This is a genomic window from Aerococcus kribbianus (assembly GCF_026805545.1).
Taxonomy (GTDB): domain Bacteria; phylum Bacillota; class Bacilli; order Lactobacillales; family Aerococcaceae; genus Aerococcus; species Aerococcus kribbianus.
The window spans coordinates 128633-141322 of sequence record NZ_JAPRFR010000002.1 but is presented as its reverse complement, the minus strand read 5'-3'; the positions used below and the strand labels follow the sequence as shown (position 1 = coordinate 141322).

At 40.7% G+C, this 12690-nt stretch carries 14 protein-coding genes; 13 read left to right on the top strand and 1 reads right to left on the bottom strand.

Going from position 1 to position 12690, the window contains the following annotated elements; all coding sequences use genetic code 11:
* The first annotated feature begins 3 nt into the window (after positions 1–3).
* From OW157_RS05665 to OW157_RS05655, 3 genes are all read left to right on the top strand, one after another.
* Complete coding sequence (locus OW157_RS05665; RefSeq protein WP_268752386.1) at positions 4–1332, top strand: bifunctional folylpolyglutamate synthase/dihydrofolate synthase; 1329 nt, start codon at positions 4–6, stop codon at positions 1330–1332.
* Between the two features lie 75 nt (positions 1333–1407).
* Positions 1408–1812: an Asp23/Gls24 family envelope stress response protein gene (locus OW157_RS05660; protein ID WP_268752385.1), complete on the top strand. Its 405-nt coding sequence runs from the start codon at positions 1408–1410 to the stop codon at positions 1810–1812.
* 98 nt (positions 1813–1910) lie between these two features.
* A complete protein-coding gene (locus OW157_RS05655) occupies positions 1911–2447 on the top strand; it encodes a dihydrofolate reductase family protein (RefSeq protein WP_268752384.1) in 537 nt (178 codons plus the stop codon).
* 68 nt (positions 2448–2515) lie between these two features.
* On the opposite strand, the gene OW157_RS05650 is transcribed toward OW157_RS05655, so the two are convergent.
* A complete protein-coding gene (locus OW157_RS05650) occupies positions 2516–3187 on the bottom strand; it encodes a histidine phosphatase family protein (protein WP_268752383.1) in 672 nt (223 codons plus the stop codon).
* Between the two features lie 187 nt (positions 3188–3374).
* Between OW157_RS05650 and OW157_RS05645 the strand changes: the two genes are divergently transcribed.
* The 10 genes from OW157_RS05645 (at position 3375) to OW157_RS05600 (ending at position 12538) form a co-directional block, all read left to right on the top strand.
* A complete protein-coding gene (locus tag OW157_RS05645) occupies positions 3375–3887 on the top strand; it encodes a hotdog family protein (RefSeq protein WP_268752382.1) in 513 nt (170 codons plus the stop codon).
* On the top strand, positions 3877–6543 hold the full coding sequence (polA, locus tag OW157_RS05640; RefSeq protein WP_268752381.1) for a DNA polymerase I: 2667 nt from the start codon (positions 3877–3879) through the stop codon (positions 6541–6543). The genes OW157_RS05645 and polA overlap by 11 nt, the downstream gene beginning before the upstream one ends.
* 33 nt (positions 6544–6576) lie before the next feature.
* The gene (gene mutM / locus OW157_RS05635) at positions 6577–7410 is read left to right on the top strand and encodes a DNA-formamidopyrimidine glycosylase (protein ID WP_268752380.1); all 834 of its coding nucleotides are present in this window, start codon (positions 6577–6579) and stop codon (positions 7408–7410) included.
* Positions 7403–7996 carry a dephospho-CoA kinase gene (coaE, locus tag OW157_RS05630; protein WP_268752379.1) on the top strand — a complete coding sequence of 198 codons (594 nt, stop codon included), beginning with the start codon at positions 7403–7405 and terminating at the stop codon, positions 7994–7996. Before mutM ends, coaE begins: the two co-directional genes overlap by 8 nt.
* A 190-nt stretch (positions 7997–8186) precedes the next feature.
* The gene (gene nrdR / locus OW157_RS05625) at positions 8187–8651 is read left to right on the top strand and encodes a transcriptional regulator NrdR (protein ID WP_268752378.1); all 465 of its coding nucleotides are present in this window, start codon (positions 8187–8189) and stop codon (positions 8649–8651) included.
* Positions 8652–8668: 17 nt separating this feature from the next.
* Entirely contained in the window at positions 8669–10132 is a 1464-nt protein-coding gene (locus tag OW157_RS05620) for a replication initiation and membrane attachment family protein (RefSeq protein WP_268752377.1), read from the top strand.
* A 1-nt stretch (position 10133) separates the two neighbouring features.
* Positions 10134–11060 (top strand): primosomal protein DnaI, encoded by a 927-nt coding sequence (dnaI, locus tag OW157_RS05615; RefSeq protein WP_268752376.1) that lies wholly within the window; start codon positions 10134–10136, stop codon positions 11058–11060.
* A gap of 134 nt (positions 11061–11194) precedes the next feature.
* Positions 11195–11767, top strand: a complete 573-nt coding sequence (gene amaP / locus OW157_RS05610) for an alkaline shock response membrane anchor protein AmaP (protein WP_268752375.1) — start codon at positions 11195–11197, stop codon at positions 11765–11767.
* Between the two features lie 25 nt (positions 11768–11792).
* The gene (locus tag OW157_RS05605) at positions 11793–11999 is read left to right on the top strand and encodes a DUF2273 domain-containing protein (protein ID WP_268752374.1); all 207 of its coding nucleotides are present in this window, start codon (positions 11793–11795) and stop codon (positions 11997–11999) included.
* A gap of 80 nt (positions 12000–12079) precedes the next feature.
* Positions 12080–12538 carry an Asp23/Gls24 family envelope stress response protein gene (locus tag OW157_RS05600; RefSeq protein ID WP_268752373.1) on the top strand — a complete coding sequence of 153 codons (459 nt, stop codon included), beginning with the start codon at positions 12080–12082 and terminating at the stop codon, positions 12536–12538.
* The last annotated feature ends 152 nt before the right edge of the window (positions 12539–12690 follow it).

Sequence of the window (12690 nt, the reverse complement as noted above, 5' to 3'; positions counted from 1 at the left end):
ATAATGGGTGAGACAAATACTATTTGGGTAATGAGAGGCGGCGAAGTAGTGGAATATGAAGTCTTAGAAGAACGTGTTAATATGGCCCCCTTGGGCACAGCCAAGTTGGGTTTAGACAACATGCGTACCTTAATGCATCACTTAGGCGACCCTCAGGAGAAGCTTAAACTTATTCACATTGCAGGCACCAACGGCAAAGGGTCAACAGCAATGATGACAGCAACCGTTTTGGAAAAAGCAGGCTATAAGGTGGGTCTCTTTACTTCCCCCTCTTTAGTTGATTTCAATGAACGGATTCAAATTAACCGCCAACCCATATCAGATGCGGATTTAGAAGAGATTTTAGAAGTAGTCAATGAGAAATTACCAGCAGATTTCTTTGCCACTCAGTTTGAAATGTTTACTGCCTTAGCTTGGTTGGCTTTTGACCGTGCTCAGGTAGATATAGTGGTCATGGAAGTTGGTTTAGGCGGTCGTTTGGATGCCACCAATATTATTAGCCAACCTTTATTATCAGTTATTACCAAAATCGCCTTAGACCATGTCCATATTTTAGGGGATACTTTGGCGGCTATTGCTCAAGACAAAGCCGGTATTATCAAAGCCGGAACGCCAGTAATTTCCTATCCACAAGCTCCTGAAGCTGGCCAAGTATTGGAGACAGTGGCTAGTGCCCGCAAGGTACCTTTAACGGTTGTCGATTTAGATCAAGTGGATTATCAATTAGATAATTCTTCGCATCAATCTTTTAGCTATCGCGGCTATGATTACCAATTATCCCTATTGGAAGATCATCAAATTTTTAACGCTTGCCTAGTGATCGAGATTGTGACTGCCCTTAGAAATAACGGATGGGAGATTAGTCAGTCAGCCTTGCAGGAGGGCTTATCGACAGCTAAATGGCCTGCTCGATTTGAACTTATTCGACGTCAAGGGCTTGACCTTATTATTGATGGGTCTCATAACGTCGATGGGATTAAGAGTTTGCGGAATAATCTGTTACGGTACTATCCCAACGCCTATCGGATAGGGGTTATTGGTATGGTCGCAGATAAGGATATTGCTCACGTGCTTGAAAATATTGTGCCGGTTTTCGATGAATTGATTGTTACCCAACCAGACACGCACCGGGCCCTGGCTACGGATGACTTGATGACGCAGATTAAGGCTAGTCAGTTAATTGCGGAAGACAAATTACATGCTTGTCCAGATTTCTGGCAGACCCCTGATTTAGCCAAAAACTTGGCCAATAAAGAAGACCAAGATGCCATGGTTTGTTTCTTTGGAAGTTTTTATTATGTAGGGGAACTAAGACAAGCCCTCCTCGATTAGAGAACCTTTTCATAAGACAAATAGACTCATCTTCGTTATAATATGGCTATAAGCTTAGGAAAGGAGCATGTAATAATGACACAAAATGATGTAAATACCCTAACCTTCGACGCTAATGTGGTTGAAGACATTGCCAATAAGGCAGTTCTCTCTGTAGATGGTGTCTTAGCCACTCAAGGCGATGCTTTCGATAAAGTTCAAGATGCCGTTTCTAAAACGGATGAGGCAGAAGGTGTCGATGCTGAAGTTGGTGAAGTTGAAGTTGCCATTGACCTAGACATTATTGTGGAATATGGTAAGGAAATTCCTAAGATTCAATCAGAAATTGTGAAAACTGTAAGTCATGATGTGAACAAGTCAACTGGCTTAACTGTGGTTGAAGTTAATGTTAATGTCAAAGATATAATGAAGTTGGAAGATTTTAAGAAAGTTCAAATGAAACAATTTTCCGATGAAGATAATAAATCTGACAAGCAATAAGTAAGTAGACTAGTGTTAAATGTCATTAGAGTCTGGTGAGGCTGGGACCTTTGTCTCAGCCTCTTCTTATGTCTATTAAGAGTGAAGGGGGAATCAGCATGGCTGAAATTGTATTGAGTATGATGCAGAGTCTAGATGGTTACATCGCCGATCAAAATTTGGAGTTTGATTTTATTGAAGGCTATCCGGGACCTCATTTAGAAGAAATGTCTAGTCAAAAGCAAAGCTTTGATTTCGAAGATTTTGTGGGAGAAGTAGACATTATAGTGATGGGGATGACTTCTTATCAGCAGGGCTTTCACTTGGCTTACCCAGATAAGGCAATTTATGTTGTGACAAGTAAGAAAATAAATAATCAAGCCAACTTACATTTTCTGGCCCCACAACGTCTACTGAAATTAATCCTTGCTAAACGTAAGCAAGGGAAGTCTAGCTATATTTTGGGTGGAGGGATGACGGCCCAACTCTTTATTTCTGCTGATGCTGTTGACCGTTATGTGATTGGGACGGTTCCTTATTTGCAAGGATCAGGGCGGAAATTATTTTATCCCCAAGATCAGGCTATTCCCTTACAATTAGAATCTGTTCAAGTATTGGGTGGAATGACTTTGTGTCAATACCTACGGCGGTCTTGACATTATAATGAAAAAGGAGAGGCTGGGACTTTTGTCCAGCCTCTCCTTTTTCATTTCTTGGCAAGTGGCTAAATTTCATTCCACGTTTCTAAATGATAAGCCCCTTTGTAGTAGGAGACATGGGCATAGTGAGCAGGTTCTAAAGATTGAGTGAGATCGAAATCTGCCAATACTTCATGAAGGAAGAAACGAATAGGGAGTTCATGCCCCACAATTAGGACATTAATTTCCGGGGTCATTTGTTCAATCCGTTGTTCTAAGGCTTCGTCATGGATGAAGAGCATGGCTTCTTCAATTCTTTCCCAAAATGACATGAAGTCTTCAGATTCGCCTACAGGATCATCATGCATTAATTCGTCAATAATCAAGGGAACAAAAGAAGCAGAAGGCACTTTATCGGCTTTTAATTGTTCAACTTTGGCTGGCAAGCTCTGTTTCCAAACCGCTTCTGTGGGTTGGTTTTCAAATCCACCATAATTAAACTCCCTAAAGGCTGGTGTCGGTATTAAAGGAATATCTTCTTCCTGGTAGGAGAGGATAATTTGGCCAGTTTCTTGGGCCCGTTTTAAATCAGAAGTGTAGGCCAAGTGAAAGGGCACACTTGCCAAATCATTTCCTAATTTTTGGCTATTATTAATACCAATGTCGTCTAAAGAGGAGTCAGTCCATCCTTGAACGATGCCGTCAATATTAGCACTAGTCTCACCATGACGAACAAAGTAGTAATTAATTTTATTCATTGCGGACACTCCTTTCTGTATTCTCTTCCCTAATGATATCATAAAAAATCCCTTAACGGTATCGCTTTCAATCGCTTTAAAGTTAAAATGTTTTAAACGGATAAAACTGGTGAGATTTTTGTATTATGGTCTAGGCTTTGGTAGAATTAGGGAGAATTACTATGCCTAAAAACAAGGAGTTACTGCCATGACAAATCAAGATAATCAACTAGGAAAACCCATTTCTGCTATCCAAGTAGGTGCTACCTTCTCACTGACAGAAACTATTAAGGAGCGTGATGTGCTCTTGTATATGGGCGTTACGGATGATTCTAATCCTGCTTACTTAAAACAAACACAAGACGCTGAGATGAAAACGGTAGTGCCGCCTATTGCTTTGATGGGAATTTTGACTCGGACGGTATCGATGCATTTTCCTGGGCCAGGTTCACGTTTAATTGAAATGAATCTAAATATCTCCGACCCGATTCCACACAACTCAACTTTAACCTTTGATTTTGAAATTATTCGCGTTGAAGAATTGAAACAGTTTGTGACCATTCATGCCATTGGTTATTATGCTGATGATCCACGTCATGAGCGAGTTTTAGATGCCATTCTAACAGTCTTGCCACCAGAAGAAAATTTGGACCAGTTAACTGACAAGATTGATGCTGGTGTATTTCAACGTATAACAGGAGGCGACACATTTGACTACTAAAAACAAAAAACTGCTTTTATTTGATGGCTCGTCCTTAGCGTTTCGAGCCTTTTTTGCAATTCCCAATTTTGATACTTTTGTTAATAAGAATGGGCTTCATACCAATGCTTTGTTTGCCTTTCATTCAATGTTTAAAACAGTTCTGGACAAGGAAGCCCCTAGCCATGCTCTCGTGGCTTGGGATGCAGGCAAAACCACTTTCCGTACAGAAATGTATGGCGATTATAAGGGTGGACGGCAAAAAACGCCAGCCGAATTTCGGGAACAGATGCCTTTCTTCAATGTTATGTTAGATGCGTTTGGTGTCAGCCATTATGGTCTAGTCAATTATGAAGCAGATGACATTATTGGGACCCTAGCCATGCAAGCGGCTGATCAAGGCTTCGAGGTAGTTATTGTTTCTGGTGACCGCGACTTGATTCAATTGGCGCGTCCCAATATTCGAGTGGATATTACACGCAAGGGAGTTAGTCAATTAGAACCTTATACGCCAGAAACAATCGACGAAAAATATGGCATTACCCCCCAACAAATTGTTGATATGAAGGGATTAATGGGCGATAGTTCAGATAATTATCCTGGAGTCACTAAAATTGGGGAGAAAACGGCCTTGAAACTCCTTCATGACTATGAGTCCATGGAAGGGGTCTATGACCATATTGATGAGATGAAAGCCTCTAAACGTAAGGAAAACCTAATTAACGACAAGGAACAAGCCTTCTTATCTAAAAAATTAGCCCGCATTGCGACTGAAGCCCCTGTTGAAGTCAGCTTAGACGATATTGTGCGTCAAGACATCGACGTCCAAGCGTTAATGACTTTTTATAAAGACATGGACTTCAATCAATTTATGAGTCAATTGTTGGATAAAACAGACAATCAAGACTTACTGAGTGAAGATTGGGAAGACGTGGACTATCACTATCTTAGTCAGGCAGACCAAGTCAGTGCTGAACTCTTCTCAGCAGATACCATGGCCCTATATATGGAAAACTTAGCTAAGAATTACCATGAGGGGCAAATTGAAATGGTCGCTTGGGGATCAAAAGACCAAATTTATGTTGCTGATGCGAACTTTATCTTGAAGCAAGCCGATTTCCAGATTTGGTTAGCTGATGTAGACAAGAAAAAAGTGGTTTATGACGCTAAACGTAGTCAAGTCATGCTCAGTAAACTAGGGCTGGATTTTGCAGGTATCCAAGATGATGTTTTAATTGCGGGTTATCTATTAACTGCCAAAGACTTATCCAAGGACTTGGCGGAATTGGCCCATGAATTTGGCATTGACCAATTAGCCTTCGATGAGAGCATTTATGGCAAAGGGGCTAAGCGCGCCTTACCCGAAGACCAGGAGACGATGGCCAGTCATTTAGCACGTAAGATTGCGGCCATTTGGCAACTACAAAGCCTGACTCAAGACCAACTTGCTAGTAATGAGATGCTGGATCTCTATCAAGACTTAGAGCTTCCTTTAGCCAAAGTGTTGGCGCAAATGGAAATTCAAGGGGTTCGTGTTGATCGCAAACAACTAGAGACGATGCAAGCGGAATTTGATGTTAAACTTGGCGAACTAGAGAATGATATTTATCAAATTGCTGGTCATGACTTCAATATTAATTCTCCTAAACAATTGGGCAAGGTTCTCTTTGAAGAGTTGGAATTACCCGTCATTAAGAAAACAAAAACGGGTTATTCGACTGCCCAATCTGTCTTAGAAAAATTACAAGGTAAGTCACCAATTATTGACTATATTCTAGATTATCGGCAATTAGCCAAGTTACAAAGTACTTATGTTGCTGGCTTACAAGACTTTATCCAGGAAGATCATAAGATTCACACTCGTTTCCAACAAACCTTAACGACGACTGGACGTCTATCATCAGCAGATCCTAATCTACAAAATATTCCCATTCGCAGTGATGAGGGCCGTAAGATTCGTAAAGCCTTTATTCCTTCGCATAGTGGTTGGAAAATTTTCTCATCCGACTACTCACAAATTGAGTTGCGTGTGCTAGCGCATTTATCTGGAGACGATCACATGCGTGATGTTTTCCAAGCCGGTCAGGATATCCACCAGTCAACTGCCATGAAGGTTTATGGGGTTGATAGCAATGCAGTCAGCAAGAATATGCGTCGTAATGCTAAGGCAGTCAATTTTGGGATTGTTTATGGCATTTCTGATTATGGCCTCAGTCAAAACCTAAATATTAGTCGCAAGGAAGCTCAATCCTTTATTGATGCTTATTTCGAGTCCTTCCCTAAGATTGAAGACTATATGGACCGCGTGGTTCAAGAAGCACGCGACAAGGGCTATGCCCAGACTATGTTTAACCGCCGTCGTTACCTTCCTGATATTAAGGCCAAGAACTTTAATGTACGGTCTTTTGCAGAGCGTAATGCTATGAACACGCCTATCCAAGGGACAGCAGCTGATATAATTAAGTTTGCTATGTTAGCTATGGACAAGGCCTTAAAGGAGAAAAACTTACAAGCACGTATGCTCTTGCAAGTTCACGATGAGTTGATCTTTGAATGTCCAGAAGAGGAAGTACCTGTCTTAGAAGACTTAGTGCCTGAAATAATGGCTTCGGCTGTTGATCTTAGTATTCCATTAACTGTGGAGTCTTCTTATGGAGATAATTGGTACGACGCTTAAAAATTGATGGTTGAATAATAGAAAGAGGAAACTATGCCAGAATTACCTGAAGTTGAAACTGTAAAACGAGGCCTTAACCGTTTGGCGCAAGGCATCCAGGTGCGTGATGTCCAGGTATTGTGGCCCGCTATCATCCAAGCTCCTGCTGGTGTCGATGACTTTATTCAACGCATGCCAGGTCAAGTCTTGGAATATGTTGATCGACGTGGGAAGTACTTACTCTTTTACTGGACAGAGGACTTGTGGATTAGTCATTTACGGATGGAAGGGAAGTATCTGCTGCCAAATAGTGAGGAGCCTGTAGATAAGTATAGCCATGTAATTCTACACTTAAGCGATGGCCGTGACTTACGCTATCGTGATGTTCGTAAATTTGGTCGGATTAAGCTCTATCCTAAGGACCAGGCTGATCAAGCCATTGCTGATCTGAACCTAGGACCAGAACCGGGTGATTTACAGCTGTCTGATTTAGCCTCAGCCTTTGCTAAGACACAACGAGTGGTTAAGGCCTGTCTTCTCGACCAGAGTATTGTGGCAGGCTTAGGTAATATTTATGTTGATGAAGTCTTGTTTGCTGCTAAAATTCATCCTGAGCGTTTGGCGCAGTCACTAAGTCATGTAGAGTTAAGTCGCTTAGTTCAAGCCATCCAACAGATTATTAGTCAAGCAGTAGCTAAGGGAGGCACCACGGTTCGTACTTATACTAATGCCTTGGGTGAGAATGGCCATTATCAAGAAGACCTAAAAGTCTATGGCAAAGCCGGCCAAGCTTGTCCGCGTTGTCATACGCCTATCGAAAAGATTAAGCTGGCCCAACGTGGCACCCATTTCTGTCCTTATTGTCAGAGGAGGGAAGTGAATGACTAAGATTATTGGTTTATCTGGTGGAATTGCCACGGGAAAGTCTACCGTCAGTCAATACTTGCGTGAAAAAGGTTTTGATATTATTGATGCTGATCTTATTGCTCGCCAGGTAGTGGTTCCGAGTAGTGAAGGCTTAACTCGCTTGTTGGCTCATTTTGGTCCCAGTGTTTTGACTCCTGATGGTCAATTAGATCGCCAGGCTTTAGGGGAAAGAATTTTCAACGATGACCAGGCTCGCCAAGACTTAAATGATATGCTTCACCCTTTGATTTTAGGCGAGATTAAGGCAGAAATTGCACGGTTACAAGCAGCTCAAGTCGCTTATATTATATTGGATGTCCCCTTATTATTTGAAAGTTCTCAATTCAGAGCAATCTGCCAGCAAACTTTATTAATTTGGCTCCCTGAAGATTTGCAAATTGAACGCTTGATGGCACGAGATAATTTAACAAAGGTACAAGCTCAAGCCCGACTTGCTGCACAAATGCCTCTAGAAGACAAGAAAAAGCTGGCCGATGATGTGATTGATAATTCTGGTAGTCGCCAAGAGACTTACCAACAAGTTGATCAATGGATTACTCGGTTATAGAGATGACTTCAACTTAGCTAGAATAGGGAATCCTTTTATATACAGAAGTTTCCTATTACGGCTAAAGTTGAAGTTTTTCTTGTTTAAGCTTACTTATTATATGAACTAGAGCCAAGCCGGAATTTCCTTGAACCAGGGGCTATGCTATAATAAAAGTGATTAAGGATGCGCGTCTTATGAGGTGAGGAATATGCAATGCCCAAAATGTCATAAAATGAATTTAAAAGTAATTGATAGCCGGTCTGCGGAGGATAATCATTCTATTAGACGTCGGCGGGAGTGTTTGGATTGTGGTCATCGTTTTACTACATTTGAGCGAATTGAATACCGACCATTATTAGTAATAAAACGGGATGGCAACCGCCAAGAATTCTCTCGTGAAAAATTATTACGGGGTCTAGTACGGTCATGTGAGAAACGGCCAGTTGCCTTAGAACAGTTGGAACGTCTTGTTTCTGATATTGAGTTAGAATTGCGAGAGAGTGGTCAAAATGAAGTTTCCTCAACTGATATTGGGGAGCTGGTCATGGATCGTTTGCCAGAAATCGATGAGGTGGCTTATATTCGTTATGCTAGCGTCTATCGCCGTTTCGAGGACCCAGCTGTTTTTCTCAAGGAAATTGAACGTTTAAAGAAGAGACAAATGAATGAGTAGTTAGGAGTCAGATGTCTGTGTCACAAGTATGGGAAAATTTAAATCCGCAAGCAGTTTTGACCGTTATGCAGGCGGAGTGGATTTCTGACCGCGATCGTCAGGTCTTGGCTTATTGTTACCAACCAATTATTGGTTCAGATTCTTATGCCTTATATATGACTTTGTTGGCCCAGGTGCATTTGGAAGGATATGTCTCCAAAGAATTACGCCATCGAGACTTAATGGAACAGTTGGTCATGGGTAAGGAACAGTATGTCAAAGCCCGACGCCGTTTAGAAGCAATTGGATTAGTGCGAACTTTTGTAGTAAAAGGGGAAGAAGATGAAGCCATGCGTTATGTCTTGCGCGCCCCCTTAGCTGCAGATAAGCTCTTTTCTGATGCGATTATGTCCACTCTCTTATTGGATCGTTTAGGAGCGCCACGTTTCAATGAATTATTGGAACGTTTCTCTGTCCATTTGCCTAGTGATGACCGTGATTGGCAAGAAATCACTGCGAGTTTTCAAGATGCCTATCGCATTCCGCGCCAATATGTTCCCATGGACAGTCAACAGGAAAAACGTCTAGTAAAGACTAACCAACGACAAAATGCTCGGCAATTAGAGAATAGTTCATTTGACTATGATTATTTCAAACAGTTGCTACAGGGGAGCTTCGTCAGTGACCAAGCCATTAATCAAGACGTTCTAGCTATGACCAAGACTTTACATGTGATGTATGGTTATGATGAGGTCGATTTGCAACGTTTTGCCTTGGATGCCTTCAATGTTCGGTCTAATACCATTAGTTTGGAACGTTACCAGGCACAAGCCCTTAAAGAAGCGGAAAATCACGGCCTATCCTTTTCTAAACAGCAAGCAAAAGAGCAGGCTAGTCAAGAAAATACGAGCGAAAAAGACTTTTGGAAAAGCCAAGGATTGGGTGAAAAAGAACTTGCCTTGACCCAGCAAATGCATGATTATCCATCTATGACCTATATCAAGAGTATTAAACAGCAACGGCATGGTTACGTCAGCCAAGGTGAAGCTAAAACCATCCAAGAATTGCTGCAATCAGGGGTATTAAATGCCGGCGTCGTGAATATGTTGATTCATTATTTCCTAGTTCAGCTAGATAACAAGTCTCTCAACAAAGCTTGGATGGAGCGGACAGCTGATGATTGGGCGCAAGAAAAGATAGATACACCGGAAGCCGCCATGCTTTATTTGAAGGGGCGACGCAACAAACAAAAAGAAGCTGAACTTAAACGCCAACAAGCTAAGCAGAATAACCGCTATTATCGCAAGACTAACTATCAAGAAGTAGAGCCAGCTTGGTTTAAAGAAGGCCAAGACAAAACAGAAAAGAATTCAACTGCGAAAATAGACGCTGAAAATAAAAAAACGAGTCAAAACACTAAAGAAGCAACAAATGAGAACAAGGATGCCCAGGAGCGAATGAAAGCCATGATTGCTCGCTTCACAGAAGGAGATGACACTTAAGATGGAAAATATCGGGAAGGCCATGCAAGCGGAATTGAATCGGTCCCCTTTGAAGGAACGCTTAACCAGTATTAAGCGTGAGGTGCTTAATGATCAGGCAGTGAAGACCTTTTTAAGTGAGCATAATTTGGCTGGGGATGATCCAATTGTTGAACGGAGTTTGTCCAAACTCTATGAATTTGTGCAAGAAAACAAGCGTTCTAGTCAAGGACAAGATCCAAAATTTGAAAATTACCATCCTCAACTCATCATGAATGTCAACTATATTGATGTAAAATACTTACCTAATCAGGATTTTATTGCTAAGCAAGTGGCCTACCAGGAAAAACAACGCGTTACTCTAGTGGCCTTACCTAAGTCCTTGAAGGAAGCTAGATTTTCTGATTTCGATACTTCAGAACCTAGCCGAGAAAAGGCTTTGGAAGAAGTCTTGGCCTTTGCTGACCATTACTTGTCCGAAGAGACCACATATCGTCCTGGACTTTATCTCCATGGCCCCTTTGGTGTTGGGAAAACTTATCTCTTGGCGGCTTTGGCTAATTACTTTGCCAAACATGGCTTAACAACCACTATGGTTCATTATCCGCAATTCGTTTTGACTATGAAGGACGCCATTGCTGATAACTCGGTTAAAGCCCGCATTGATCAATTGATGACGGCGGAAATTTTGGTTCTTGATGATATTGGGGCGGAAAATAACACAGCTTGGACCCGCGATGAATTATTAGGGGTGATTCTTCAACATCGTATGCAAGAAGAATTACCAACATTTTTCTCTTCCAATTTCTCTATGGCTGAGTTGGAAGACCGTCTGGCCCATACGAGTAAGGGGGACTATGAGAAGGTAAAAGCGTCACGATTGATGCAACGCATTAAATATCTAAGTCAAGAAGTGATGATGTCTGGCCGTAACCGACGCTTCTCTTAGAGAATTGTTTTAATGATTGCCTGAAAGTAATTTTTATAGGTTAATATAACCGTTATTATTTGCTTTTTTAGGCTAATAGCTTTAATCTTAAGGTATTAAATGTCTATTTATTTATTTAATGAGGAGGTTAACTTATGACTAGTTTTAGAAAGTGGGTTCAAGCGATTATTGCTTTATTTGTAATCGTTGGGCTTGTCTTCAGTATTGCCATATTCTTTCCTATCCCTTATGTCACAAACTTTGTATTTGACTATATCTTAGTCGATGAGAATTTACGAATTGTTGTGGCTGTGGCTTTAGGATTAATTACCATTTATTTGATTGGTGCTGTTCTATATGCACTGTTCGCACGTGGTAAATCTAAGAAATTATCACTCGCTAACGACAAGGGGAAAATTGTTGTAGAGAGTGAATCAGTAGAAATGTGTGCATACAATGCTATCCGTAATGTCACTGCTGCTCGTAATAAAAATGTCAAAGTAAAATTAGGGTCAGATGTTGCTAGCTCTAAGGCTGATGTTAGCTTTGATATTGATCAAGATAAGGATGTAGTTGGCATTTCCAACGATATTCAAAACCGTGTACAGAGTGCTCTTGAAGCGTTCTTCGGTCAACCCATTAAAACGGTTAATGTGAAGGCTAATCCTTATGACTCTAGCCAAAATGTTGAGGCATCATCACGTGATCAAGGTCGTCGAGTAAACTAGGACAGTAATTTAGGAGGCAAAGATAATGAAACAACCCCCAAAATCATGGTATGAACATCGGTATTCAGTCATCGGACTAATTATTGCTTTTCTCTTCGCGCTACTATGGATGTGGCTAGGATTTGGACAAGCTGTTTTGGTGGCCTTATTAACTGCTATTGGTTATATTGTTGGTGCTTATTTCGATGGAGAAATTGATCTCGAATCTTGGTTCAATTTCTTTATGCGTTAAGACATAATGCTTGCCAAAACGCTTGCAAACTTGCTATAATAAAATTATAAATATTGTTTATTTCTTAAGGAGGAAATCACATGGCTGAACAAGAAAAAGTGAAACATACTAACGAATTATCATTTGAAGACAAGGTATTAGAAAAAATTGCTTTCTATACTGTTGATTCTGTTGATGGCATTTTAGAATTACAAGGTAACTTTACTTCAGGAATTAAGGACTTCTTTAGCTCAAATGGCGATGAAACTAAAGGCGTTAATGCTGAAGTTGGTAAAAAAGAAGTTGCTTTAGACTTAGAAATTGTTGCTGAATATGGCAAAAATATTCCAACTGCCTTCGAACGTGCAGTAGAAGAAATTTCTAAAAATGTTGAAAAAATGACTGGTTTAAAAGTTGTTGAAATCAACATGAATGTTAACGATGTGGTTTCTCGCGCTGAATACGAAAAGAATAAAACTGAAGAACAACGTAAAAAAGCAGAAGAACGTCGTCAAGCTAACCGTAATGGTGAATACAGCGACGGCTCACGTGTTCAATAATTCTTTAGTGTTTAGGCACGGCTAGGATTTATATCCTAGCCTTTTTTTGTATGTAAAACAGACTAGATTTTTTTATTTGTCCATGCTATAATGATTTTGCTTAAAAATTAATCAATGATAAGAGACTGAAAGCATGGTTTTGTTTAGCGACG